General features: G+C 47.2%; 20 protein-coding genes, 1 tRNA gene and 1 pseudogene. 13 read left to right on the forward strand and 9 right to left on the reverse strand.

Annotated features, from left to right (window positions below; translation table 11 throughout):
* The first annotated feature begins 264 nt into the window (after positions 1–264).
* From HMPREF0044_RS03405 to crcB, 5 genes are all read left to right on the forward strand, one after another.
* Complete coding sequence (locus tag HMPREF0044_RS03405) at positions 265–1,602, forward strand: DUF5692 family protein (RefSeq protein WP_040312879.1); 1,338 nt, start codon at positions 265–267, stop codon at positions 1,600–1,602.
* A 77-nt stretch (positions 1,603–1,679) separates the two neighbouring features.
* Positions 1,680–3,119 (forward strand): aspartate ammonia-lyase, encoded by a 1,440-nt coding sequence (aspA, locus tag HMPREF0044_RS03410; protein WP_006546712.1) that lies wholly within the window; start codon positions 1,680–1,682, stop codon positions 3,117–3,119.
* Positions 3,120–3,270: 151 nt separating this feature from the next.
* Complete coding sequence (locus HMPREF0044_RS03415; protein WP_006546713.1) at positions 3,271–4,407, forward strand: ABC transporter permease; 1,137 nt, start codon at positions 3,271–3,273, stop codon at positions 4,405–4,407.
* Positions 4,407–5,093 (forward strand): ABC transporter ATP-binding protein, encoded by a 687-nt coding sequence (locus HMPREF0044_RS03420; protein ID WP_006546714.1) that lies wholly within the window; start codon positions 4,407–4,409, stop codon positions 5,091–5,093. The genes HMPREF0044_RS03415 and HMPREF0044_RS03420 overlap by 1 nt, the downstream gene beginning before the upstream one ends.
* Before the next feature lie 2 nt (positions 5,094–5,095).
* Positions 5,096–5,461, forward strand: coding sequence for a fluoride efflux transporter CrcB (gene crcB / locus HMPREF0044_RS03425; protein ID WP_006546715.1), 366 nt, complete (start codon positions 5,096–5,098; stop codon positions 5,459–5,461).
* 150 nt (positions 5,462–5,611) lie between these two features.
* Here crcB and aceE read toward each other — a convergent pair whose 3' ends face one another.
* Positions 5,612–8,329, reverse strand: coding sequence for a pyruvate dehydrogenase (acetyl-transferring), homodimeric type (aceE, locus tag HMPREF0044_RS03430; RefSeq protein WP_006546716.1), 2,718 nt, complete (start codon positions 8,327–8,329; stop codon positions 5,612–5,614).
* A 241-nt stretch (positions 8,330–8,570) separates the two neighbouring features.
* Here aceE and HMPREF0044_RS03435 point away from each other — a divergent pair, with 241 nt between their 5' ends.
* Complete coding sequence (locus HMPREF0044_RS03435; RefSeq protein WP_245528810.1) at positions 8,571–9,005, forward strand: DUF3052 domain-containing protein; 435 nt, start codon at positions 8,571–8,573, stop codon at positions 9,003–9,005.
* A gap of 177 nt (positions 9,006–9,182) precedes the next feature.
* A tRNA-Val gene (locus HMPREF0044_RS03440) sits at positions 9,183–9,259 on the forward strand.
* Positions 9,260–10,060: 801 nt separating this feature from the next.
* Here the strand turns inward: HMPREF0044_RS03440 and HMPREF0044_RS03445 are convergent.
* The 5 genes from HMPREF0044_RS03445 to proC all read right to left on the reverse strand — a co-directional run bounded on the left by HMPREF0044_RS03445 (position 10,061) and on the right by proC (position 17,955).
* On the reverse strand, positions 10,061–11,380 hold the full coding sequence (locus HMPREF0044_RS03445) for a dicarboxylate/amino acid:cation symporter (protein ID WP_006546719.1): 1,320 nt from the start codon (positions 11,378–11,380) through the stop codon (positions 10,061–10,063).
* A 215-nt stretch (positions 11,381–11,595) separates the two neighbouring features.
* Positions 11,596–13,491, reverse strand: coding sequence for an AMP-dependent synthetase/ligase (locus tag HMPREF0044_RS03450; RefSeq protein ID WP_006546720.1), 1,896 nt, complete (start codon positions 13,489–13,491; stop codon positions 11,596–11,598).
* A 142-nt stretch (positions 13,492–13,633) separates the two neighbouring features.
* Positions 13,634–16,294 (reverse strand): valine--tRNA ligase, encoded by a 2,661-nt coding sequence (gene valS / locus HMPREF0044_RS03455; protein WP_006546721.1) that lies wholly within the window; start codon positions 16,292–16,294, stop codon positions 13,634–13,636.
* A gap of 160 nt (positions 16,295–16,454) precedes the next feature.
* Positions 16,455–17,129, reverse strand: coding sequence for a GntR family transcriptional regulator (locus HMPREF0044_RS03460; RefSeq protein WP_006546722.1), 675 nt, complete (start codon positions 17,127–17,129; stop codon positions 16,455–16,457).
* A 10-nt stretch (positions 17,130–17,139) separates the two neighbouring features.
* A complete protein-coding gene (proC, locus tag HMPREF0044_RS03465) occupies positions 17,140–17,955 on the reverse strand; it encodes a pyrroline-5-carboxylate reductase (protein ID WP_006546723.1) in 816 nt (271 codons plus the stop codon).
* A 195-nt stretch (positions 17,956–18,150) separates the two neighbouring features.
* Here proC and HMPREF0044_RS07840 point away from each other — a divergent pair, with 195 nt between their 5' ends.
* The 5 genes and pseudogenes from HMPREF0044_RS07840 (at position 18,151) to HMPREF0044_RS08285 (ending at position 21,863) form a co-directional block, all read left to right on the forward strand.
* The gene (locus HMPREF0044_RS07840; RefSeq protein ID WP_158027164.1) at positions 18,151–18,753 is read left to right on the forward strand and encodes a ComEA family DNA-binding protein; all 603 of its coding nucleotides are present in this window, start codon (positions 18,151–18,153) and stop codon (positions 18,751–18,753) included.
* Positions 18,754–18,773: 20 nt separating this feature from the next.
* The gene (locus tag HMPREF0044_RS03475) at positions 18,774–20,309 is read left to right on the forward strand and encodes a ComEC/Rec2 family competence protein (RefSeq protein WP_006546725.1); all 1,536 of its coding nucleotides are present in this window, start codon (positions 18,774–18,776) and stop codon (positions 20,307–20,309) included.
* Entirely contained in the window at positions 20,281–21,297 is a 1,017-nt protein-coding gene (holA, locus tag HMPREF0044_RS03480; RefSeq protein ID WP_040312770.1) for a DNA polymerase III subunit delta, read from the forward strand. Before HMPREF0044_RS03475 ends, holA begins: the two co-directional genes overlap by 29 nt.
* A gap of 124 nt (positions 21,298–21,421) precedes the next feature.
* Positions 21,422–21,550: pseudogene (locus HMPREF0044_RS08425) on the forward strand (DUF2599 domain-containing protein); the annotation flags it as partial.
* 22 nt (positions 21,551–21,572) lie between these two features.
* Positions 21,573–21,863, forward strand: a complete 291-nt coding sequence (locus HMPREF0044_RS08285; protein ID WP_245528811.1) for a hypothetical protein — start codon at positions 21,573–21,575, stop codon at positions 21,861–21,863.
* Positions 21,864–22,219: 356 nt separating this feature from the next.
* On the opposite strand, the gene HMPREF0044_RS03490 is transcribed toward HMPREF0044_RS08285, so the two are convergent.
* The 3 genes from HMPREF0044_RS03490 to HMPREF0044_RS03500 form a co-directional block, all read right to left on the reverse strand.
* Positions 22,220–22,753, reverse strand: coding sequence for a hypothetical protein (locus HMPREF0044_RS03490; protein WP_141553824.1), 534 nt, complete (start codon positions 22,751–22,753; stop codon positions 22,220–22,222).
* Positions 22,754–22,894: 141 nt separating this feature from the next.
* Positions 22,895–23,773 carry an ATP-binding cassette domain-containing protein gene (locus tag HMPREF0044_RS03495; RefSeq protein WP_006546729.1) on the reverse strand — a complete coding sequence of 293 codons (879 nt, stop codon included), beginning with the start codon at positions 23,771–23,773 and terminating at the stop codon, positions 22,895–22,897.
* Positions 23,760–24,149, reverse strand: a complete 390-nt coding sequence (locus HMPREF0044_RS03500; RefSeq protein WP_006546730.1) for a GntR family transcriptional regulator — start codon at positions 24,147–24,149, stop codon at positions 23,760–23,762. Before HMPREF0044_RS03500 ends, HMPREF0044_RS03495 begins: the two co-directional genes overlap by 14 nt.
* Before the next feature lie 342 nt (positions 24,150–24,491).
* Here HMPREF0044_RS03500 and HMPREF0044_RS03505 point away from each other — a divergent pair, with 342 nt between their 5' ends.
* Complete coding sequence (locus HMPREF0044_RS03505) at positions 24,492–24,896, forward strand: hypothetical protein (RefSeq protein WP_040312773.1); 405 nt, start codon at positions 24,492–24,494, stop codon at positions 24,894–24,896.
* The last annotated feature ends 3 nt before the right edge of the window (positions 24,897–24,899 follow it).

The following is a 24,899-nucleotide window of genomic DNA, read 5'->3' on the forward strand; positions in this document are numbered from 1 at the left end:
CTTAGTTAAATATTTAATGCATTTATTTCTAAACAAAATTAGGGTTTGAGAACCCTCAAACCTATTTTCAGGGTAACACTAAAAAACGTTATCGGGGCAAGCCTATGAATCAGAATCATAAATGAAGGTGAGAAAATAAAAGTAGGAAAAATAATTAGGTCTTTTAGTCTATTTGGGCTTAGATTCACCTAAGGTAGGCTAGGTAAGAGTAATTTTATTTTTAATAGACTAATAAATAATTTCAATGATGAAGTTGGGTGCATGATGGAATCTTTGTTCTTGTGGGAACTAGGGACGCCAAAGGTTTACGCGATTTGGCTAGTTGTGTTTGTTGCTCAGATTGCAATAGCAGAAATTAACCGTCGTTGGAACTGGACTATTTTTGCACTGTGGACTATCGGTGGGCTGGCGATGATGCCATACGCGGCTATTCACGGTACTCCGATGGTTGGTTGGTTCCCATTCGGTAAATACGCCATTATGGTTGCTACTGCAACTATGACAGGAACTCTGTTGGTTTATGGTAAACGTAATCCAGTTAAGGCTCACCGTTACGCAATTTGGCTAGGCGTTGCTTTGTGGATTGGGTTGGCTGTCAATATTATGGAAGCTAATATCCGGGATATTACGATTTTCTTTGAAGCGGATAATTACTATGCTTGTGGGGCGTCTGCGGAATGTTTGCAGAGCATAAATGATTCTCGTCAAGGAATCGACATGATTAACGGGTTACCTGAAACCCGTGGGGTTACCGCTCCATTGCACTCACCAGAGTGGTATCAAGCAGTTGCAGATAATTTCAAAGCTAATCACGTCGGTATCGACCCTGCTACGGGTTTCCGTACCATCGGTGGTTACTGGAATATCATGTCGGCGATTGCAGGCGTTTTAAACATCATAACTATTACTGGTCTAGGGAAGATTGCGATTACTTCTGAGGGTAAGCAAAAAGTTCGTGGTTTAATCTGGGTTGATATGGTTTGGCCATGGGTGGTTGCCTATGATTTGTGGAACCACGCTTTCCTTTATAATGCGTTAGCTGACTATACCTGGTACTGTACTTTAGCTTTGTTGTTGGCATGTACGATTCCTGCTTTTACTTGGGCTAAGGGTCAGTGGATTTGGTTCCGTTGCTTTACGTTGATGTTCTGGATTGCTGCTAATAACTTGCTTCCAGAGATTTTGGTTCCACCAGCACATATGAATAACTTTGCGACTATGAACCCGGTTGCCAATATAGTGTGTGCTGCTGCTGCGTTAGTTTTCAATATTGGTCTGTTTATTTACTGGCTTTACAAGATTGTGAAGACGCGACGAAACCCAATTACTAATAATCTTTATTTTGAGTTGGGTGAGTTCCGCGATATCGTGCGCGCTCATTTTGATGATAAGGATAAGTACTTCCAGACTGATATGATTCCAGAAACTCCAGCGGAGCTTGGTTTTGAACCGGATTCTTTGCAACCTCCACGTGATGGTTACGTTGGTTGGATGCCTTGGTGGAATACGGATAAGCGTTATGAGAAGCCACGTACGCCTCTTAGTGCTGACCCTGGCTTGGTAGCTAAAGGTGTTCGGACAGATTTGTCTTGGGACGCGTAATCTGCAAAAAACAAGGGGGAAGAGGAGTAGCCTAGAAGAGTAGGTAAACGATGCTGTCAACCGAAAGGTAGGGGTCAATGATGACTCGTGTGGAAGAAGACTTGTTGGGTGCTCGGGAAGTTCCTGCTGAAGCATATTGGGGGGTGCATACTTTACGCGCTAAAGAGAACTTCAACATTTCGGGTATTCCCATCAGTCACTTTCCAACTTTCGTACGTTCCATGGTGCAGGTTAAGAAAGCCTCTGCATTAGCTAACGCACAGTTGCATGTAATGGCTGAGGATGTTGCTGAGGCTATTGTGGCAGCTTGCGACAAAATCTTGGATGAGAGCGTCTGCATGGATCAGTTTCCAGTTGACGTATTCCAAGGCGGTGCAGGCACTTCAGTTAATATGAATACTAACGAAGTTGTAGCAAATCTGGCTTTAGAGATGCTGGGCTTTGAAAAGGGACGTTACGACGTTATTAATCCAAATGATGACGTAAATAAGTCGCAGTCTACGAATGACGCTTATCCCACGGGTTTCCGCATTGCGGTTTATCAGGAGCTTCATGAGCTTAATACGCAGATTTCTTTCTTAGCTGATGCTTTTGAAGTTAAGGCGGATGAGTTTAAACACATCATTAAGATGGGGCGCACCCAGTTACAGGATGCGGTTCCTATGAGTTTAGGTGAAGAGTTCCGGGCTTTTGCGGTGACTCTACGCGAAGAACTTAATATTATTAACCTTGTTTCCGACTTGCTTTTGGAAGTGAATTTGGGGGCAACTGCTATTGGGACGGGTTTGAATACTCCGGAAGGGTATTCAGAGGTCGCGGTAGCTAAGTTAGCTGAGGTTACTGGTTTGGCGGTTCGTCCGGCACAGAACTTGATTGAGGCAACTTCGGATACGGGTGCGTATGTGATTGTGCATGGGGCTTTAAAGCGTTTGGCAGTGAAGCTTTCTAAGATCTGTAATGATTTGCGTTTGTTGTCTTCTGGTCCTCGCGCTGGTTTAGGGGAGATTCGGTTGCCGTCTCAGCAGGCGGGGTCATCGATTATGCCGGCTAAGGTGAATCCGGTGGTTCCAGAGGTGGTGAACCAGGTTTGTTTTAAGGTGATTGGTAATGATGTTACTTTGACTATGGCTGCTGAGGCTGGTCAGTTGCAGTTGAATGTGATGGAACCGGTGATTGCTCAGTGTTTGTTTGAGTCGATGACTTTGCTTGAGAATGCTGCTTTAACTTTGGGTAAGAACTCTGTGCCGGGGATTAGGGCGAATGCTGAGGTTTGTCGCTCTCAGGTGTTGGGCTCTGTTGGTATTATTACTTATTTCAATGAGATTATTGGCCACCATCATGGTGACATGATTGGTAAGGAAGCTGTTTTGACTGGCGCTAATGTGGCTGATTTGATTGTTGAGAAGGGGTTGTTGACGCGTGCGGAAGTTGAGGCAGTTTTGAATGTTGAGAATTTGGTGGCGCCTAAGTATGCGGGTCGTATATGGCAGCCAGGTGAGAAGGGGTTGCCTCAGTAGCGTGGGGGTTTAGGGTCCGCCCTCGGGATTTTTCTTTTCCGAGGGCGGATTTTTATTCCCAAATGAGACGTTAATGACACTATGTCATTAAATGGTGTGGAGTGGCAAAAAATAGCTAATACTGTAAGGGAAATAGTTTTAAGGAGTCCGAATGTTTCTGGCACTAAAAGAAATCCGCCACAGCGCATCCCGTTTCGTGCTCATCACCGCGGTAATTTTCCTAGTAAGCTACCTGGTTTACTTCCTAACTGGCCTGGCATATGGCCTCTCATCCTCATACTCGGAAGCAGTAAAAGACTGGAAAGCTAACTCCATCGTTTTATCTGAAGCCTCACACTACAACGTCACAGCCTCACGCATCACCAACAAACAAGCCTCTGAAATCCTCCTGGAAGATGAAACAGCCGTCTCATTCTCCGTCTCACCAGTAGTAGTAGACCTACCCAACAAAGACGACGCCCCCGCAGAAACAAAGAAAACACGTAAAAATGCTTTCATCTTTGGGATAGACCTGAACTCAGAGTTAGCTCCAACCCTAATCGAAGGTAAAAAACCCACCGAAGAATATGAAATAATCGCCGACGCAGACTTCAAAATTCGCGGATTTGAACTGGGAGACACCGTAAAACTCCCCGTCGCCCAAGCAACTGATGCATCAGACATAGACTGGAAAATCGTCGGATTCACAGCAGCAAAATTTCAAGCTGCGCCAACTTTCTTCGTAGATGTAACCTCCTACAAAGACCACCTGCGTCCATTACAAAACCCACATATCGATGAAGCAGACCAGCTATCTTCTAACGCAATCGTGCTTCTGAATCCGCCCTCGGAAAATGTAAAAGAACTCGCCAAAGAGGCTGAACTGGAACTCGTCGCGCCCAATGACTACATCAACAACCTACCTGGATACCGTGCGCAGACTCTCACCTTCATGCTCATGATTGGCTCTCTCATCGGGATCCTCGCACTAGTACTCAGCATCTTCTTCTATGTCCTCACCGTACAAAAGAAGCAGATTTTCGGAATCATGAAAGCACAGGGAATTTCCACTGCCTACATCGCGAAAGCTGGAGTAATGCAAACCCTGGCATTATCCGTAATCGGGGTATCCCTTGGATTAGGCGCAGTGTTAGCCACCACTTCCGCAATCGGCGGAGCCATCCCATTCCGGATCGAACCCACCTTCTACACTGCAGTAACCGCAGCATTCATTATCTCCGCAGTATTAGGCGGGCTAATCCCAACCCGCATGATTAGCCGCATTGACCCGATTGAGGCGATTAACTAATGATCGAACTAAAAAACGTAACTAAAACCTTCAAACAGGGTGAAGAAGAAATTCAAGCCCTAAAAAACACTAACTTCACCGCGCAACCAGGTGAATTCGTAGCAATCATTGGTCCATCCGGTTCCGGTAAGTCCACTTTCCTCACCATCATTGGTGGCCTGCAGTCAGCGTCCACTGGGGAAGTTACCCTGGCAAGTCAGCGGGTGGACACTATGAACGCAAAACAACGTTCTCAACTGCGGTTTGAAAAACTCGGATTCATTTTGCAAGCATCTTCGCTGGTGCCGTTCTTACGTGTAGAAGAACAACTCTTGCTGCACTCAAAGGTAGCTAGAGAGAAAGCTGATAAAGAACGCCAGAAAATGTTACTAGAACAGTTAGGCGTAGCGAAACTAGCGCGCAAATACCCTTCTGAACTCTCTGGTGGTGAACGCCAGCGCGTAGCTATTGCAACCGCTTTGATGCACAATCCCGATGTGATTTTAGCCGACGAACCAACTGCTGCGTTGGACACTGATCGTGCTTTAGAAACAACGCGTCTATTGCGTGACTTGACGCATGAATATCAGCGGACTACGGTAATGGTAACGCACGATCGCCGTTTGTTGGAATACTGTGACCGTGTTTATCAGATCCGCGATGGAGTGCTTGAAGAAAAACCTGAGTTAGCGGGGAAACAGAACTAAGTATGTTCATCAATGCTTTAGCAGTCGGCGCCGGTGGTTTCATCGGCGCTGCCTTGCGTTACCTAATTTCCGTGTCCATCCCGTACCGGGGTGGTTTCCCGTGGGCTACTTTCGGCATTAACATGTTAGGCACGTTTTTGCTTGCATTCTTTGCACAGGTACTTGTTGTCCGGTGGGGGTTAGGAGAAACTGCTAGCTTAGCGTTGCGAGTCGGATTGTGCGGCGGATTCACAACATTTTCTACTTTTAGTTTGGAAACACTCACGCTAGTAGAAAATGGACAATGGGGGACAGCAGTTATTTACGTTACTGTCTCAATTATTTTTGGTTTAGTTGCTGCGATAGCGGGATCCTACATCGGGCAGTAGTGAGATTAGCGCACGAATCAGGCGATAAATATGGAGATTCCCGAGGGCGGAAAGTTAAACTCAGCGCCCTCGGGAATCTTTTCTTTTGTATAACGAAACTGGGGCGTGGGTGGCTTCTCAGCCATCCACGCCCCAGCGTTAGGTAACTACTCAGTTAGCAGCGTTTACATTGTGCAGATCGTACTTCGCGATTGCCTGAGAAACCACGGAGCGGTCAATTTGACCTGCGTCTGCCAGAGCTTGCAGTGCACGTACTACTACGGATTCAGCGTCAATCTTGTAGTGTCGACGAGCAGCTGGGCGAGTGTCAGAGAAACCGAAGCCATCTGCACCCAGGGTGTAGTATGCACCTGGAACCCAGTTGCGGATCTGATCGTGTAGCAGGTGATCCCAGTCTGAGGTAGCGATGGTAGGACCGTCGATACCAGCTAGCTTCTGAGTTACGTAAGCAACCTTCTGTTCTGCTTCTGGGTTGAGGAAGTTATGCTGATCCGCTGCTAAACCGTCGCGACGCAGTTCGTTCCAAGAAGTTACAGAGAAGGTAGCGGCGTCGATTCCCCAGTCGTCAGCGAGCAGCTGGCGAGCCTTACGAATCCAAGGCACACCAACACCGGAAGCCAGTAGCTTCACAGTTGGACGGCCACCAGATACTGGATCCAGCTGGTAGATACCCTTAACGATGCCTTCAACATCAACGTTTTCAGGTTCTACTGGCTGCTGGTATGGCTCGTTGTAAACGGTGAGGTAGTACATTACGTCACGGTCACGGCCGGTAGCATTAGGACCGTACATACGTTCCAAACCATCTGCCACAATGTAGCGGATTTCGTAAGAGTACGCAGGGTCATAGGAAACAATTGCAGAGTTGGTGCCAGAAATCAGGTGAGAGTGGCCATCCATGTGCTGCAGACCTTCACCCGCTAGGGTGGTACGGCCAGCGGTTGCGCCAATGATAAAGCCACGGGCCAGCTGGTCGCCAGCAGCCCAGAACTGGTCAGCAGTACGCTGGAAACCGAACATTGAGTAGAGGATATAGAACGGAATCATTGGCACGTTGTGGGTCGCGTAGGAAGTACCCGCAACCTGCATTGCTGCTGCAGAACCAGCTTCGTTAATGCCGGTGTGCAGAATCTGACCTGCTTGAGATTCTTTGTAAGACAGCATCATGTCAGCATCTACAGAAGTGTAGTTCTGACCGTGAGTGTTAAAGATTTTTGCAGATGGGAAGATCGCGTCCAAACCGAAAGTACGTGCTTCGTCAGGAATGATCGGCACAATGTACTTACCGATGTTCTTGTCTTTAATCAGGTCCTTGAACAGACGAACCAGTGCCATTGTGGTGGCAACTTCTTGCGCGCCAGAACCCTTAGAAAGAGCTAAGAATGGTTTTTCAGCTGGCATTGGCAGTGCTGGGTCTTCACGGTGACGAGATGGAATGAAGCCCCCCAGTTCGTTACGACGATTCAACATGTACTGCAATGCTGGGTCGGAATCATCTGGACGGTAGTAAGGAGGCATGTATGGGTTTGCTTCCAACACTTCGTCTGAGATTGGAATACGCAACAGGTCACGCAGTGCTTTAAGATCATCCAGCGTTAGCTTCTTCATCTGGTGGGTTGCGTTACGGCCCACGAATGACTTACCTAGGCTGTAACCCTTAATTGTGTGAGCCAAAATAACGGTTGGTTGGCCAGTGTGTTCCATCGCAGACTTGTAAGCTGCGTAAACCTTCTGATAGTCGTGGCCACCGCGACGTAGACGCCAGATTTCGTCGTCAGTCCAGTTTTCCACTAGTTTCTTAGCACGTGGGTCGCGTCCGAAGAAGTGTTCACGTACATAAGCACCGTCGTTTGCTTTGAAAGTCTGGTAGTCGCCGTCGAGGGTTTCCATCATGACGTTCATCAGAGCATGCTCGGTGTCTGCTTCTAGCAGTTGATCCCAGCCACGTCCCCATAGGACCTTAATGACGTTCCAGCCAGCGCCACGGAAGAATGCTTCCAGTTCCTGAACAATTTTGCCGTTACCACGAACAGGGCCGTCCAAACGCTGGAGGTTACAGTTAACAACGAAGGTTAGGTTATCCAGTCCCTGCTGTGCAGCGTGCTGCAGCATACCGCGGGATTCTGGCTCGTCCATTTCGCCGTCACCTAAGAATGCCCAGGTGTGTTGCTGGGAGGTGTCTTTAATTCCACGCATGTGCAGGTACTTGTCGAACCAAGCTTGGTAGATTGCTTCTGCTGGTCCTAGACCCATGGAAACGGTTGGGTATTCCCAGAAGTCAGGCATCTGACGTGGATGTGGATAGGAAGGAATACCGTCAGCGCTGGAAACCTGCTGGCGGAAGCCGTCCATTTGTTCTTCGGTGAGACGTCCTTCCAGGAAAGCGCGCGCGTAGATTCCTGGGGAAGCGTGACCTTGGAAGAATACGTGGTCGCCACCACCTGGGTGGTTCTTACCACGGAAGAAGTGGTTGAAACCTACTTCGTACAAGGTGGAGGATGAGGCGTATGAAGAAATATGACCGCCCACCTTCACACCTGGACGTTGCGCGCGAGTTACCTGCACAGCTGCGTTCCAGCGAATCCAACGACGGTAAGCACGTTCGGTTTTCTCATCACCAGGGAATTCTGGCTCTTCATCAGCTGGGATAGTGTTGATGTAAGGGGTGGTTAGTTCCAGAGGAATCTGAACGTCCTTGCGACGCGCTTGATCCAGCATATGGAGCAGGACGTAGCGAGCACGTGGGCCACCCTTTTCGTTGATTAATGCTTCGAGTGATTCAAGCCATTCACCGGTTTCATTCGGATCGTTGTCAGGTACCTGGCTGAGGATGCCGTTAACCAGTGGGCGGTTACCGTGTTGAGTCACGAGTCCCTCTTTCTGTGAAGGCGACGATTACGTCGCACAGCTATGTGCATACTATTCTATTTTCCACTTTTTTACGGGTTTTGCATACCGATTAGGGACGAAAGACCCCATGTTGTTAATAAATGCACACCAGGTATTTAGAACACAAATAATTGTGATGTTAAAAAGGGTGAAAATAATACAGTTTTACAATCCGATAAATGCTGCGAAAACTAAGAGCAATACTTGTAATATAGATTTTGTGACTGATATTTCTATTCCCGAAACTGCGGGTGTGAAGGCAGCCGGAAGCCTTGGTTTTAAAACCGGTCAAGTAGTCCAGGAATTTTACTGGGACAACGATGTAGATGAATCCCTGCGTGAAGCGATTGCAGAAGCGACTGGAGAGGAACTGGTAGACGTCGATTTTAACGACGTGGTTGATGGGGTTCTTATCTGGTGGCGTGCAGATGATGCAGAGGAAGAAGATCTCACTGATGTGCTGTTGGACGTCATTGGAAATCTTGACGAGGGTGGTGACGTCTGGGTACTCACCCCAAAGTCAGGTTCTTTTGGACATGTGCAACCAGCTGACATTCAAGATGCAGCGAAACTAGCCGGCTTGAAGCCAACTTCAGCTACGAAAGTTGCTCCTGCTTGGGCGGGGATGCGTCTGGTGGCAACTGGACGCAAATAAATTAGCAAACTATTAAACCGCTGATTTTCGTTGAAAGTCAGCGGTTTTTATTATATTCATTTTCTGACAGTGGTGAGACCCTCGCCACTATTTGCTGAAATTGCCTATTCCGATTTTGCACTTCGGTAACTGGTCTGTATATTTATATATGTGCTTGAGAGAGCGCGAAGAAAATAAGGGCCTATAGCTCAGTTGGCTAGAGCAACTGGTTTACACCCAGTAGGTCGGGGGTTCGAGTCCCTCTGGGCCCACCAAAACTAATCCTGAAGCAAACGCTTCAGGATTTTTTGTTTTATGTATTGTTGTCATCACCTTCGGGAGTTATTAGATAAAATCGGCTGATTTTATGAAGCGTATCAAGGGATGCAAAATAAAGGCGTTAGGTTTCATTAAAGCCCTGTTTGCACTAAATGCCTGGTCATGGAAAATCGAAAGCTGTTTTTGAAGCCGGTGGGAGCATTTTTTCAAAAATACTCCCACGTCAGTGGACCGGGGCTGGCTGACAGAAACAGGGAATAAAACACTACGTGCTGCCAGGGTAGCTTTGGGCACAAATACGGTGATAGTAAATTTCGAGCACCACGTACAGGTGGCGATTAGTATTTGCGGGGAGTGGCTAGTGGTTGTACGTCTTAAAATGCGCCGGAACTCGTTTTCCCACGCAGGGAAAACGCCGGAACTTGAGTTCGCGCGCAGGGAAATCGCGGGAACTCGTTTTCCCGCGATTATGCTGTCTATGCTGTGGGTTAGAACCGCACCCCATTGATTTGCGCTTGGCAACTGCCTTTCCGAAGTGCAAATTCGGGGGGAGGGAAAAACGGAGATTTTGGAGTAGTAGCGCTTAAGCATCATGCATACTAACTCAGCGGCACAGGTAGTAGTTTAGGGTGGCATTTAGTGCGCTGGCACGCGCCAAATGCCACCCTAAACTCTGTGAACGTCGCGTTTAGTGTCAAAACCTGATGTAAAGGGTGCGGATAGTGACTGAAGATTGCGTTTAGTGCTGGAAGAGATACAGCTAACGCAGTAGTAACGCGTTAGCTGTATTTTGTAACCTACAGTTTAGTGCGATCTAAAATCTTTTCCCGCGCAGATACAATCACTGGCACCACCATCTGGCCGGTTACATTCAGCGCAGTACGCCCCATATCCAGAATCGGATCAACTGCGAGTAGCAGGCCAACACCTTCAAGAGGTAAACCCAACGTAGACAGAGTCAGGGTAAGCATCACGGTAGCACCGGTCAAACCAGCGGTAGCTGCAGAACCAACGACTGCTACAAAGATAATCAGCAGATAATCAACAACACCTAGCTCAAGGCCAAAGAACTGAGCTACGAAAATCGCTGCAACAGCAGGGTAAATAGCCGCACAACCATCCATCTTTGTAGTTGCACCTAAGGAAGTAGCGAATGAACCGTAAGAGGCAGGGACACCAAGGTTTTCAGTGGCCACGTGCTGAGTCACAGGCAGAGTACCCAGGGAAGACCGAGATACAAAAGCTAACTGAATCGCTGGCCAAGCACCCTTATAGAACTGCAGTGCAGAGACACCATTCAGGCGCAGTAAGACAGGATAAATCAAACCACCGACGATGAACAACCCCACGTAAATAGCCAGTACAAACCAGCCCAGAGACGTAATCTTAGACCAACCGTAGGTGGCTACAGCCGTACCAATCAGACCAGCGGTACCGACTGGCGCCAAACGAATCACACCCCAGAGGATCTTCTGCAAAACCTTCAGAGTGGCTTCTGCGAATTCTAAGAATGGTTTCGCAGTGTCTTTTGCCTTTAAAGTTGCTATGCCTACCGCAATACCGATTAACAGAATCTGTAGCGCGTTGAATTTGAGTGAGGAAGTGACTTCACCTTCAACGAGTTTTGAACGGACTTCTAGGCCTAAGAAGTTGTTGGGGATAATGCCATTTATGAAGTCAGTCCAGCCACCTACACGTGAGGGAGCAGCAACTTCAGAGGCGGATACGGAAGTATTCAGCCCCGGTTCAAAAAGCAGACCCAGTCCGATACCTACAGAGACAGATAACAGAGCAGTGATAGCAAACCAGAGTAAGGTCTTTAAAGCTAAGCTAGTAGCATTTGCAACCCCGCGGAGATTATTGATTGATACCACCATGGCAACGAAGATGAGTGGGGGCACTAGCGCGAAAAGTAGGCTAACGAAGGAGGAACCCACCCAATTAAGAATGGCTACTAACCAAGGGAGGGGCTCTTCAGCAGTACCGAAAATAGTTGCTAAGTAGCCTAGACACATACCAATTGCCAGGCCCAGGAAAATTTGGACGGTAAATGATGGCATTTTCAGCCAGCGGTGCTTCGCTTGAGTGACCTGTTCTAGGTTAGTAGGCTGTGTCATGTGATTCCTTTATTGGTTCATAGGGGACTTTTGTAGTTCCGTTGGGTTTAACACCAGGAATTACTTTGGTATTCCAAGATTTTTCGTTTTGAGGGCTAGCTCACGATTATTTCCCGAGGGCGGTTTTCCGCGGCTGGTATTTTAGAAAAGTAAGGTTAAGAGAATGAAAGTTGCCCAGGAATAAACTATTCCTGGGCAACGTAAATTTTTCTGATCTAGGCGTCAGCAGCTACTGGACCACCGTAGATTGCATCGATTTCAGAAGCGAACTCACGCATCACTATCTGGCGTTTAACTTTCATAGAAGGCGTTAAGAATCCGTTTGCTTCAGTAAAATCAGTGTCCAAAACTGTGATCTTACGGATGGACTCAGCCCTGGAAACAGCTTCATTAGCGCGTTCGACTGCGCGGTGTAGTGCTTGGAGGACATCCGGATGTTGAGCAGCTTCAGAAACAGTCAGTGACGGTAAACCATGGTTAGCTAGCCAGCCGGGTAGCATTTCCGCATCCAAAGTAACTAGTGCAGCAATGAAAGGACGTTTATCCCCAACTACTACTACTTGAGAAACCAGCGGGTGTGCTCGCAAACTGTCTTCTAAAGCAGCTGGGGAAACGTTCTTTCCCCCAGCGGTCACGAGAAGTTCTTTAGCTCGCCCGGTGATACGCAGGTAGCCGTCACGGTCTAAGGAACCTAAGTCTCCGGTTTTAAACCAGCCGTTTTCAAATGCTTCTGCGGTGGCTTCTGGGTTATTGCGGTAACCGCGGAATACGGATGGTCCCTTAACTAAGATTTCACCCGTATCAGAAATCTTTACACCCACAGTAGAGATTGGGGGACCAACTGTTCCAATCTTAGAAAGGCGTGGAGTATTAACTGCCAGTGGGGCAGTGGTTTCAGTCAAACCATAGCCTTCCAAAACGGTTACACCCAGGCCACGGTAGAAATGTCCTAAACGTTCACCCAGTGGCCCGCCACCAGAAATCACGTACTTGCAGTGCCCACCCAGCAGGTCTTTGAGCTTACGGTAAACTAACGCGTCAGCCATTTGATGTTGAGCGCGTAGCGTTTTAGAAGGTCCCTCTGCAGTATCTAAAGCCCGAGAGTATGCAATTGCCGTTTTCGCAGCCCACCGGAAAGTACGAAGTTTCATTCCAGAAGCGGCAGACTGTTCAGCAGAGTTATAGATTTTTTCTAACACCCGAGGCACTGCCAGAAGGTAGGAAGGGCGGAATGATTCTAAATCATGCAGAAGGTTCTTAGTATCAGGAGTGTGCGCAAGCACCCCTCCACCAGTAAGCTGGAATACTTCTAAGAACCGCGCGTAAACGTGTGCGAGCGGTAGGAACAACAGCAGTCGAGAACGACGGTGATTAGCAATCTCAGCCATCCACTTATGCCCATTTTGAGCCAAAATAGTGAAGTTACCGTGAGTGAGCTCCACTCCTTTAGGCTTACCTGTGGTACCTGAAGTGTAAACCACGGTTGCCAGGTCAGTTATGGAAAGATTAGCTTGACGTTCGTCGACAGCAGACTGTGGAACGTCTTTTGATGCTGCTGTGATCTTTAAAATCGCTGAGTTATCCAAGGAAAGAATCTTTAGGCCGGCAGGTGCGTGTTCACGTGCAGCCATTACTAGCTGAGACATCACCATAGTTTCAGCAACAACCAGCTTTACTTGGGAATCGTTAAGGATATAGCCAATTTGATCTACAGAAGAAGTCTCATAAATGGGCACAACAACCAGACCCGCTGACCAGCCAGCTACGTCTAGCAGAGTCCACTCGTAACGGGTGTGGGACATAATGGCAATTGAATCGCCTGGCTGTAAGCCCAAGCCGATTAAACCACGAGCTACTACATTTACTTCTTCAAGGAAATCAGCGCAACTAATGTTACGCCAGTTCGCCCCCATCTGGGTTTTCCGGGCGATGATAGGGGACCTTGGGTTGCGTTCGGCACGCTGACGAATCCACCAGGGAATCGTCATGTGCATCTCAGACTTTTCTAGTACCGGACCATGCCACTCCAGTACCTCTGAAGGGGTGACTACGCCGGAAATATCGGTTTCCTCAGCCAACACAGGGGCCTGTTCTGCTCCCGAGTTTTCCATAAGAATCCTACTTACACTCAGTTGTACTGGCTTAGAAAACCAGTGGGTGGATTAAATAATCAACAAAAGTTTTCGTTCCGCCCTCGAGAAAAAATCAGGAGGGCGGAACCTGAAACTCCCCGTTTAAAAAGAACTGTTTAATTCAGTTCTTCACCTTCGCAGGTGCTTCACCCAAGGTGAAATCGCTAACCGTTACTTCTTCCTCAGCAGAAGTAACAATCTTGAACTCACCCTGAATATGGGTAACGCGAGCTAAGTCATCGCGAGAAGACTCCAAAAGTGGAACCAACGCAGCTGGAGCTTCCAAAGTCACGTTCAAATAAGGAGTGCGTGGGGAAACTTTAGCTTCAGACTTCACACGACGCAGACGTACCAACGCCTTAGAAGCCGCATCCAAAATAGCAGGGTTACCCGCAGCTACCTGCAGAGCGTCAGCGGTAGGCCAAGCAGCCTGGTGAACGGAACCAGGACGGTACCAAGACCAAACTTCTTCAGTTGCGAAAGGCAAGAATGGTGCAAACAAACGAACCATAGTGTCAACAACCAGCGCCAACGCAGAACGAGCCGACAAAGACTGGGCAGCACTCCACAAACCATCACGGTTGTACGCGCGTTCCTTAACCAATTCCAGGTAATCGTCACAGAAAGTCCAGAAGAAAGTTTCAGAAACTTCCAAAGCACGAGTGTAGTCAAAAGCTTCGAAAGCATTAGTAGCAGTTTCGATAACCTTAACTAGTTCACCGATAACAGAACGGTCAAGCTCTTCAGTGACGTTAATAGGATTCAAATCCAAATCAGCTTCAGACCCCATGGTCAAAGCAAACTTAGAAGCATTCAGAACCTTAATCGCCAGGCGGCGACCAATCTTCATCTGTGACTCGTCAAAAGCAGTATCGGTACCTAAACGAGCAGAAGCCGCCCAGTAGCGAACAGCATCAGAACCATGAGTTTCAAGCAAGCCCATGGGGGTAACCACATTACCCTTAGACTTAGACATCTTCTTACGGTCTGGATCCAGAATCCAACCGGAAAGTAACGCGTGCTTCCAAGGAAGTGCATCAAACTCCAGGTGTGCGCGCACAACCGTAGAGAACAGCCAGGTACGAATAATGTCATGTCCCTGCGGGCGAACGTCCATTGGGTAAACATTCTGGAATAGTTCTGCGTCAGTCAGCCACCCACCTGCGATCTGTGGAGTGAGGGAAGAAGTCGCCCAAGTATCCATAATGTCTACTTCAGCTGCGAAGCCACCCGGCTGGTCACGCTGGTCTTCAGTGAAACCGGGTGGAACGTCTGTGGTGGGATCAACTGGAAGCATGTCCTGGGTTGGAACTAAGACGTTATCGTAGTTAACAGTGCCGTCAGCTTCAATGCCGTACCACAGAGGCAACGGTACACCGAAGAAACGCTGACGAGAAATCAACCAGTCAGAGTTCAAACCCTTAACCCAGTTATCGTAACGAACCCGCATGTAATCTGGGTGGAAGTTAAGTTCTTCGCCGCGAGAAATCAGTTCATCCCGCAGTGGCATATGCGCGTTAGCACGGGTGAAGTCCTTACCACCGTTACGGATATACCACTGGCGGGAAGTAACAATTTCCAGAGGCTTATCGCCTTTTTCAAAGAAGTTGGTCATACGCTGAGTTGGGGTGGGATCGCCCAGCATTTCACCACTAGCTGCTAAATGCTCCACGATGGTCTTACGCGCGGTGAATGTAGTTGCCCCAGCGCAAGCAGCATAGAGTTCACGGCCAGCTGGATCAGTGATCCACTCTGGAGTTTCAGCTTCAATACGACCATTTTTTGCCAAGATAGACCGCAGTGGCAGTGCCAGCTCACGCCACCACTGTACGTCAGTCAGGTCACCGAAAGTACAGCACATGGCGATACCCGCACCCTTATCGATCTCAGCTGCGGGGTGCGCCAAAACTGGAACTTCCACATTGAACGCTGGGGAAGTAACAGTGGTGCCAAACAAATGCTGGTAGCGTTCGTCATCTGGGTGTGCTATTAGTGCTACACAAGCTGGAAGCAACTCAGGACGAGTGGTTTCAATAACGACGTCGGAGCCATCTGCAGCGTGGAACGCGAGTTTATGATAGAAACCTGGATATTCGCGGGCTTCTAGTTCTGCCTGGGCTACTGCAGTTTGGAAGGTGACATCCCACAGGCCCGGAGCAGCTGCCTGGTAGGCTTCTCCCTGTTCAAGATTAGAAAGGAAAGCTGCCTGAGCGACTTTCTGAGCTTTCGTGCCAATCGTCTGGTAGTGATGTTTCCAGTCTACGGAAAGACCCAGGCGACGCCAGAGTTCTTCGAATCCCTTTTCGTCTTCAATGGTGAGTTCTTGGCAGAGTTCAATGAAGTTTTTACGGGATACGGGTACTTGGTCGCGGTTCTTAATGGAGGTTGCGGAACCGCGGTGTGGTGGCTCAAAGTTAGGGTCGTATGGCAGGGAAGGGTCACAGCGAACACCGAAGTAGTTCTGTACTCGGCGTTCAGTTGGAAGCCCATTATCATCCCAACCCATTGGGTAAAAGACGTTCATGCCACGCATACGCTTGTAGCGGGCTACGGTGTCGGTGTGGGTGTAGGAAAATACGTGACCTACGTGCAGGGAGCCGGACACGGTCGGTGGAGGAGTGTCGATGGAGAACACTTCAGCGCGAGTGGTATCAGGGTTGAATGCATAAACATCTGAGGTGGCCCAATTTTCGGTCCACTTTCCTTCCAGTCCGTCCGCGGTTACCTTCTCAGGTACGGTTGGAGCAGGGAGGCGGGTCAGGTCGCTTGCATGAGAAGTCATTGAAACCGCGTCTTCCTTAAATAATCTGGTACTGTCACAGCATGAGACTGCAGACAGTTTTCTATCACCTTAAAATTTACCTGGTATTGTGTCAGTTTCCTAACTCTGTCTGAGTTTTGTCACAGGGGGCACAAATATTTTTTCCCGAGGGCGAAAAATCTTAGCTTTCCAAGGAATTCTGTAAGTTAACTTGCTTAATCACCCGCAGATTATGAGCGCGGCAGTATGCCTCAATCTTATGACTTGCTTCGCGTTCGCGGATAAGTTTCAGAATCTCATCATGTTCCGCAACAGAACGCACACACCACTCTAGGTTGTAACCATGGTTAGAGAAACGCTGGATCGCGTGGTGATCCCATTCTTGCTGCAAATGCATAGCCAGGCGAGGATTCGTACAACGCGATGCTAAGAGCCGGTGGAAACGGGCATTTAATTCTGAGAATTTCTGAGAAGAGAAATTTCGTTTCACTACTTCACGCATTTGCTCGTTCAACTGCTCAGCTTCAGAGATTTCAGAATCACTAAGACGCTGCACAGAAATACCAGTCACGTAGGCTTCGATAACAGCGAGGGTTTCAAAAGAAGCCAGAAGGTCCTCTTGCGAAACCGCCGTAACGACAGCACCCACATTCCGAGTAAAATCCACTAGGTTTTGGGCTTCTAAACGGCGAATAGCTTCGCGGACAGGGACAGCAGAAACACCATATTTACGTGCAAGACGATCTAATACCAGGCGGTCTCCTGGAACAAGTTCGCCTGAGAGAATCTCTTGTTGAATCTGCTGGTAAACGAAATCAGCTTTTGAAAATGATGTGTTGTTGGCAGGGAATGGCATGATGGGGTATTTATTTCTTTCCGAGGATCATGTCTTGCATCACGGCAGCGTCGACAGCTTCGACAGCAGAATGACGAGAACCTGCTGCTTGCATAGCTAGAAGACCAGCAATAGTAGTACCACCTGGAGAACAAACTTGATCAATCAGGTTCGCGGTACTCTTCGTACCAGTTTCAGTAGCTTCACGAACTAGCGTTGCACTGCCTAAAAACGCTTGGGTAACTATTCTACTGGCATTTGCTTTAGAAATACCGTATTTAACGCCAGCCATCGCAAAAGCATCAATTAAATCAAAAATCCAAGCGGGGGAACAGCCCGCCAATGCCGTGAAAATCGGAAGCTCAGACTCTTGGATTTGCATAGCTTCTCCGAAGGTACGTGCGAACTTTAAAGCCAGTTCGATATGCTCATCAGTGCAGTTCTGGCCGGGAACTATCGCAGTCATTGATGCTTGCACTGCCGCATTAACGTTAGGCATCATACGCAGAACCGGCACGTCAGAGCCGGCAGTCATCTGAATATCTTCTAGTTTCACGCCCGCGGCTAAAGAAATAACTAACGGTTGGTGTGTTTCTAAGACGGAGCGTAACTCTGCAAGTACAGCAAGGATATGCTGTGGCTTAACGCCTAATACCAGCACGTCAGATTGCTTTGCGACTTCCAAGTTAGAAACCAGGTAACGACCGGCAACACTTTTAGCTAGTGCTGGGCCAGAAATTCCTGATTTGTCGGTAATGAGACAGTTTTCACCAGTTAAGAATCCATTTGCGTGAGCACCTTTAACTAGCGCGCTAACCATATTTCCAGCTCCGATGAAACCAAACATTTCCTACGCTCTTTCAGTGCTTACCGACTGTGTGCACAAGGCGCATAACACGCCCCCAGTTATCCACAGGAAATCTGGCACAGACTACAGTTGCCAAAAAATCCTGCAGATAATAACAAGATGAATCCAGGATACTCAAAAAAACCACAAAGCACCCAAAAACCAGGAGTTTCTCGCCTGCTTAAACAAATCCGCATGTCTGCCTCTCCAGGAGCAGTAGTCGGGCTCACCCTCATGTGCATAGTAGTTTTAATCGTCTCTATTGGAACAAAAACCAACAGTCAAACAACTGCTATCGATACAACTCACCGCCCTCAAAAAATACAAACAGAACCCCCAGTTGAAACTCAACCAGCCCCAGAAGAAACCCAAACCATCACAATCTACATCTCCGGAGCAGTGAAAACCCCAGGAGTCTATGAGCTACCCGCACAAAGCCGCGTAATTGATGCAGTTAGAAAAGCACAAGAACTAACAGAAAATGCTGATGCAAATACTATTAACCTGGCGCAACCACTCTCTGACGGACAACACATCCACATCCCCGCCAAAGGGGAAAAACCCAAGCCGCCAACAGGAAATGCCAGCACTCAAAACATACCCACAAACACTTGCGTAGATTTAAAAACCGCCTCCCTCACAGAACTCACCAGCTTAAAAGGAATCGGCGAAAAAACCGCCCAACGAATCTTAGACTACCGCAACGAACACGGCATAAAACAACCCCAAGACCTATTAAATATCGACGGAATCGGCCAAAAAACCTATCGCCGTTTAGAAACTGGCTTATGTAAATAAAACGAAACAAAGGGAAAACCGTGGGAGTAAGAGAACAAGACAGCTACGACCTCAGCCTAGTTACACCAACCCTACTAATCTGGGCACTCGACTACCAAATCCTCCAAGGAATCAACGCAATAACCATAAGCATCGGCACCCTCGGGCTAATCATCATCCTCATTAGGCTAGTCAACCGCACTATCCAAAAACGACCTAAACATAGCGAAAGACTGGGAAACAATATCCACCTCCTACTTATAGCCACAGTTATCCTCAGTGTTCTCAACCTAACTGCCGCACACTTAGAAAAAATAGACCCGCAACGCCAGCACATCTCGACCAAATGTCTCAACCCCTGCACCCTGGAAGTACAAGCTACGAAAAGTGCGGTCCCCGTGAAAGGCTTCAAAAACACAGCCACCAAGTTCATTCTGCCAGTTTCCCTAATCAACCACCCACGCATAGAACTAAAACTCAGCGGAACAAAACTAGACGCCTATAAAACCAACGACATCTTAAAAGTCACGGGAAAACTCATCCCCCAAACTGAATCACCGTCCCTGGGAATCTTTAAAGTAAAACAAATAAAGTTAAAAACCACTAGTTTCGCGCATACAGTTTCCAACACATTCGACACCACCTCAGGTAAAACATCCCCAACCGACACGCCCAAAACCAACAGCGCTCGCGGAAAAAGCAACTCCCTTGGATTAGTAAAAGGTATGACCCTTGGCGATTTGACACTACTTACCCCCACAGAAATTCAAGCCATTCGCACGGCAGGAGCATCACATCTCGTAGCCATTTCCGGACTACACTTAGCCATTTTGCTGCAACTCTTAACTACTACACTTCCTGGGCGCCCTCGGGAAAAATCCCTCACAATACTTGCCATCCTCACCGCCGTCATTGCTGCCGTCGGATGGCAACCCTCCATCTTACGCGCAGCCTCAATGGCGGCAGTCTCCGTAGCCGCAACCCTCTTTAAACGACACTCACAAGGTATCAACAGCCTGGCATTAGTCTGCCTACTATGGCTTTCCTGCAACCCCTGGCTAGCACACTCCATCGGATTCATCCTCTCAGCCTTAGCGACCGCCACAGTAATTAGCGTGAACCTCTGGCAACAAAGACTTACACACTATGAAAACCCCAGCCTATTCGAACACTACCGACAAACCCTTATCACCATCATCGCCCTGCCGGTACTTACCCACCTGGTGACCGCTACCGCGACCGTTATCTTTCTAAACAGATACGCAACCTACGGAATCCTTACAAATATCCTAATCAGTGGATTCGTACCATTTATTACCGGCGGGGGAGTAATCGCAATTCTCACTGGAAACTTAAATACGCACCTGGGACAAGTATTCCTCTACATTGCGCAAACCGCAGCCAAATACGCACTGGGAATCATGGAACTAATTGCCACCCTGCCCGGGGCGCAGCTTGAAAACGAAAAAGCCTGGATAGCATTGGGAGCCCAATGGGGAATCGTCGTAAGCGGTTTGCTATTCCAAAAGGGTATGAGATGCTTAAAACATGGCTGTGAAATCAAAAAGCACTTCTAAAAAACGCTCCGCAGAATCAAACCTACCCAGCTGGCGCCAAATCAAACCCGCACCAGTGATTCTGTTACGCGCAGAAGAAAGCCTCTTCGCAGATCGTGCGGTATCACTCATCCGGAAGAACCTGTTAAAAGCCGACCCCGGAACTGAAATTTCAACCGTTGAAGCCGCTACATACGAGAGTGGACAACTGGCCGTAGCCGTATCACCCTCACTATTTGCAGAAAGCCGTTTCGTCTATATCCCGCAAGTAGAACAAGCAAATACCGCGCTGGTTGAAGACCTCCTCAAATATGTGACTACCCCAGAGCCACAAGTAGTCATCCTATTGCGCCATAATGGAGGCAATAGCGCGCGAAAACTACTTACCGAACTGCAGAACTTGCAAGTCCCCGCCTATATCGCACCAAAACTTGCCAACGACGGCGAACGCATTAAATGTGTGATCGATGAAGCACGCAGCCTAGGCGGACGTATCGACAACGACGCTGCTGCTGCACTAGTCCTGGCAATGCGTTCAGAACTGCCTGAAATCCTGGCAGTAGTTAGCCAGCTAGTATCTGACTACCCAGGTGAAGTTATCACTGCCAACCTAGTTGAAGAATACCAGGCAGGTAAACGCGAAGTGGATGGTTATGAAGTAGTGCAAGCTGCCATAGATGGCGACCTGGCAACCGCACTCACACACCTTCGTCACGCTCTTAGTTGTGGAGTAACCGGCCCTTCAATCACCGGGGCAATGGCTTTTAAACTACGCCAGCTTGCAAAAGTTTCTACGATTCCACGTCGCACAGCGTATGAGATGGGAATGGCACCATTTATGGTGCAAAAAACCCAAGGGAGCTTACGGACTTGGAACGAAATGGCATTACGTGAAGCTTTCCGTGCATGCGCGATTGCAGATGCGGAAGTTAAAGGCGAATCCCGCGACCCTGTTTACGCTTTAGAAAAACTCTTGATTACGGTGGCGCGACGCGGGAGTAAATTCTGAAAGAACTAATAGCATACTCGCTTTGATGAAATGCATTAAGAAAGAAAATCCTGATTTTCGGGTAATGTTTGGCAAGTTTTTAAGTGGCAGGTTGGAATGAACTGTTAGCAATATACAAGATAAAGTGCTTAACAAAAATCTCAACAGTATGTATAACCAGTATGCGCCTCATCAACGCCTTACCCCATTCAAAGACTACTGGAATTTAGATGAATGGCGTCCAGATGTTGGTTGTGCTAGGACTATCCTCACAAAATGTAATCCTTTGGAGTGCGATGAAAACTCTACAGTTGGTATTTATCATGCTATGCATTATGCCATTCGTAATGCTCTTGCCGTTTTCGTTCTATATTGTAGTTTTGTTGCTTGGGGTTGTTCTTTTACTAATGTTAAGTAGCCAGAAGGCAACAAATAAAGAAAAACAACAACTATCGACTCTTATTACTTGCGTTGCTCTTAGCATAGTTGGTTTTTATTGGTTATTCGAAAAGGCTATTGAACAAGCAGAAAGCGGAGGAGATAGCCTGCTAGCGTCAATTCCAACTCCACTTCTTTTGCGCCTCTAATCGTAGCGGTAATCTACTATATCTTGGCGTTGAGGAGCCTTTATCGGATAGGGTTCAGGAACAACAACGAGTAGTTGTAACTAGGAAGATTCTTTTCAGGAACTCGAACAGATATTGACTAACCTTACGCTTTATTACCCCCCTCCCGTTTGCACCTGCGAATCATTCTCACGAAGTGCAAACGGGAGGGGGTTTTATCTACCCCAGGCATTTGCACTTGGCTTTGACTGCTTGGGAGTGCAAATGCAAGGTGGTTGTGTAGAAGTATTTAGATAGGGGTTCCAAGGCGGTTTTCGTGATTTTCCTAAAACTTACAAAATGCTTTTTCAGCTAGGTAGATTGAGAAGCTAAGTATCCTATTTCTGTAGCGGGTTGTTCCTAGAAACAACGTAAGCGAAAACCGTGAAAATCGCTGGAAGAATTAAAATATAGTTCTGGATTGGGAAACTTGACTGTGTAACTTCCAAAATGATTGCGCCGAATAAACAGGCGAAGCTACTCCCCGCAAACACAGTGAAAACAATCATAGCCAGGGAGGATTTATACGTCGAGGCAGACTTAAAGAAAAGCGCTGCAATCGCCCAAGCACCTTGTTCAACAAGCATAAAGCCAAACATAACTAACAGAATCCCTTTTAAACTCCACACCAGGTTCATTGAACTATCCCAACTTTCAAAACTCAGAATCAGCCCCCACACGACGAAACTAATCAACACAAAAAATAAACTAGTTAAACGCAATGCCGTTTTTACCTGCTTGCGGGAAGCTCCCGCTAAGAAATTCAAACGCGGAAACTGTAAATAGAGTGGAAGCATTACCGCTGCTGAAGAAATCAAAGAAATGAGTATCCATAAGGCAGAAGGGGCTATCGTGTCAGGTGAGTCTTGCATAAAATAAGACCCCACGAAATTAATCAGAATATTACCTGTAAAAACGCCTAGTGAAATTAGTGAAAATCCCCAGTATAGTCGAAGATTCGTTAAGGTTAAATCGAAAGTATTAAAAGAGTGTTTTTGGTTCATCATAAATCCTTAAGCGACAGACGCTACAAAAGCATCCTGGAAAGAAAGGGACTGTTGTGCTAAATCCGGGTAAGACCCCAAAAGCTGCTGGGTAACCGACGTGTTTTTCACGACCAGTTCTGCAAAAGCACCAAGATCACGATGAGTTACGATCTGCTCAGCAGAGACAGCGGACTTAAAGGCGTTAATCCGCTCAGAACTACCTTGTAAAGATAAAAACTGGGCTCTTAGAGAATCTACACCGCCCTCGAAAACTAAACGACCGTTACGTAATACCCACACTTCACTACACAACTTTTCCAACTCTTCAACCATATGTGAAGAAAGAATGAAAGTACGCGGCTTCGGTCCATCCTCTATAGAAACCGCATTAACTTCAATAATCGCCTGATAAAGTGCATAGCGAGTCGGTACGTCTAAATGCGCTTGTACCTCGTCAAACAAAGTCACCTTAGAATGGACAGCTAAAGCGAATAATGCAAACAAAAGGTTAGCTTGGCCCGTGGAAAGTTTTTTAAAATTAGATTTCGGGTTAAACTGCAAATCAAAACGCTTTACTAACCGCTGATATAAATTCTCGTTCCAATCTGAACGCAGGCGTAGAAAAGCCAGTACATCCTTGATTCTGTAGTACGCAAACTCAGAAGCATCCCCTGCATAGAAAATTTCGCTTAAAAGTCTGTCTTGTGACGCGGGAGTTTCAGAAAGTAAAACCTGCCCAGCAGAGGGCAGTAAACGTCCACTGATTAGTCGCATTAAAGTGGTTTTACCACTGCCGTTTGGACCTAAAAGAGCAGTGATAGACCCAGGCTTACAATGACAAGAAAACTGCTCTAACGTCGCATGTATATTAGTTGGGTAAGTGAAACTCAAGTTAGTTAGTTCCATGATGATTATCCTGTTCAAGCTCTAAGTAGTTAGACACGAAGTTAAGGACTTCGTCTTTGTTGATCCCTAGGTCCAAAGCCGTTTGTAAAGCAGTGGAAAGTACCGTTTCAAAATAGGAATCCCGGCGTTGGGTGATGATTATCTGCTTAGCCTCAGCCGTAACAAACATTCCAATACCGCGACGTTTTTCGATTAAACCTTCTTCTAGAAGCAGGGCGAAAGCCTTACCTGCTGTTGCGGGATTAATCCTGAAAGTGGTGGCGTAAAGCGTGGTGGACATCAGCTGGTCGCCAGTGGAAAGCATACCTGTGAGGATTTTTAGGCGAATATCTTCGGCAATCTGTAAATAGATGGGTGTCGAGTCATCAAAGTTCAAGATTCGTTCACCTCCTTAAATGGTTCATTACTTAACTAATTAACCATGTAGGCGGGGTGGTGTCAAGAGTATTCAAAATAAAAACTAATTTCTGATCTTGGCTGATATCATCTATCTTATTTGCCCTTGGCAGTGTCTGGTTTAAAGCGCAAATGCAGGCGTTCATTGAACGCAACGCATGGGATAAACACGGTTATTAGTATTGACAAGGTGATTTTTATCTATACTGAATAACAAATCGCATCTACAGGTTATCTATTTGAAATACTTAGTTTTACGTTTATAAACAATGAAGTTACAGAATGAAAAAACTCGCAAAATAACTATTAGAAAGTGAAAGAAGTGGAAGCTAAGTTTAGGAAAATCCTAGGAGCTTTGTATCCAGAGACTGCAACAGAAAAATGGTTAATTGCAATCGGCTTCGTACTATTACCAAACGCCTACATTGAGGGAAGCGGAACCTACCCATTTTACGGATCTGAAACGATACTAATCGCCATAAGCGTGACTTCGATCCTCGCGCCGTTTGTATTCCTTTTAGTTGCAAACTATGTATCTGAACTAAAAACGAAGATTTATCTTACCCAATTTGGTTTTGGCCTGGTCGATGGACTTTTCATCGGACAACTCGTAACCATGTTCCTTTTAGGAACCTACGGCGTAGTAATGTTTTTGCTATTCTGCGTAGCCCTCTACTGTTACCTTAAACTAGCGCAAAGAGTGCTTAGTGAAGCCAGGCAAGCATAGAAA

The sequence above is a fragment of the Gleimia coleocanis DSM 15436 genome (assembly GCF_000159015.1).
Lineage (GTDB): Bacteria > Actinomycetota > Actinomycetes > Actinomycetales > Actinomycetaceae > Gleimia > Gleimia coleocanis.

Bases quoted from the DNA above. Each gene is read 5' to 3' on its own strand.
- HMPREF0044_RS03405 (WP_040312879.1), top strand. From the start codon at position 265: ATGGAATCTTTGTTCTTGTGGGAACTAGGGACGCCAAAGGTTTACGCG.
- aspA (WP_006546712.1), top strand. From the start codon at position 1,680: ATGATGACTCGTGTGGAAGAAGACTTGTTGGGTGCTCGGGAAGTTCCT.
- HMPREF0044_RS03415 (WP_006546713.1), top strand. From the start codon at position 3,271: ATGTTTCTGGCACTAAAAGAAATCCGCCACAGCGCATCCCGTTTCGTG.
- HMPREF0044_RS03420 (WP_006546714.1), top strand. From the start codon at position 4,407: ATGATCGAACTAAAAAACGTAACTAAAACCTTCAAACAGGGTGAAGAA.
- crcB (WP_006546715.1), top strand. From the start codon at position 5,096: ATGTTCATCAATGCTTTAGCAGTCGGCGCCGGTGGTTTCATCGGCGCT.
- HMPREF0044_RS03445 (WP_006546719.1), bottom strand. From the start codon at position 11,380: ATGACACAGCCTACTAACCTAGAACAGGTCACTCAAGCGAAGCACCGC.
- HMPREF0044_RS03450 (WP_006546720.1), bottom strand. From the start codon at position 13,491: ATGGAAAACTCGGGAGCAGAACAGGCCCCTGTGTTGGCTGAGGAAACC.
- valS (WP_006546721.1), bottom strand. From the start codon at position 16,294: ATGACTTCTCATGCAAGCGACCTGACCCGCCTCCCTGCTCCAACCGTA.
- HMPREF0044_RS03460 (WP_006546722.1), bottom strand. From the start codon at position 17,129: ATGCCATTCCCTGCCAACAACACATCATTTTCAAAAGCTGATTTCGTT.
- proC (WP_006546723.1), bottom strand. From the start codon at position 17,955: ATGTTTGGTTTCATCGGAGCTGGAAATATGGTTAGCGCGCTAGTTAAA.
- HMPREF0044_RS07840 (WP_158027164.1), top strand. From the start codon at position 18,151: ATGTCTGCCTCTCCAGGAGCAGTAGTCGGGCTCACCCTCATGTGCATA.
- holA (WP_040312770.1), top strand. From the start codon at position 20,281: ATGGCTGTGAAATCAAAAAGCACTTCTAAAAAACGCTCCGCAGAATCA.
- HMPREF0044_RS08285 (WP_245528811.1), top strand. From the start codon at position 21,573: ATGAAAACTCTACAGTTGGTATTTATCATGCTATGCATTATGCCATTC.
- HMPREF0044_RS03490 (WP_141553824.1), bottom strand. From the start codon at position 22,753: ATGCAAGACTCACCTGACACGATAGCCCCTTCTGCCTTATGGATACTC.
- HMPREF0044_RS03495 (WP_006546729.1), bottom strand. From the start codon at position 23,773: ATGGAACTAACTAACTTGAGTTTCACTTACCCAACTAATATACATGCG.